The organism is Stenotrophomonas sp. 3diitr2024 (assembly GCF_042136455.1).
Lineage (GTDB): Bacteria > Pseudomonadota > Gammaproteobacteria > Xanthomonadales > Xanthomonadaceae > Stenotrophomonas > Stenotrophomonas sepilia.
On sequence record NZ_JBHHMJ010000803.1, the window covers coordinates 1 to 389 of the forward strand.

At 66.1% G+C, this 389-nt stretch carries 1 protein-coding gene; it reads left to right on the forward strand.

All coding sequences use genetic code 11. The features are described from left to right. Positions 1-61: 61 nt before the first annotated feature. On the forward strand, positions 62-389 hold a 328-nt coding region (truD, locus tag ABGA94_RS21395; RefSeq protein WP_375368059.1), incomplete at its 3' end, for a tRNA pseudouridine(13) synthase TruD.

Consider the following 389-nt stretch of genomic DNA (forward strand, 5'->3'; position numbering starts at 1 on the left):
GACCGACGAGGTGTTCCGCCTGCGGGCGACCCGTGCTAAAAATCGCCCGCCCATCGCTTAGATCGATCCAAGACGACGCTGCGATGGCCGGGAGTTGGGGGAGCAGCAACAGGACGTACCAGGCCACGCGCGCGGCGCCAACACTGTGCATGTGGCCAAGCTGCTGGCCAAGTGGGCGGGCCTGCCGGAAATGGCGGTGAGCTACGCCGGCATGAAGGATCGGCATGCGGTCACCACCCAGCGTTTCAGCGTGCACCTGCCGTGGTGCGTGCGCAAATGCCCCTACTGCGATTTCAATTCGCACCAGGCCAAGGGCGAGCTGCCGTTCGACGCCTACATCGACGCGCTGCTGCGTGACCTGGACCAGGACCTGCCGCTGGTCTGGGGCC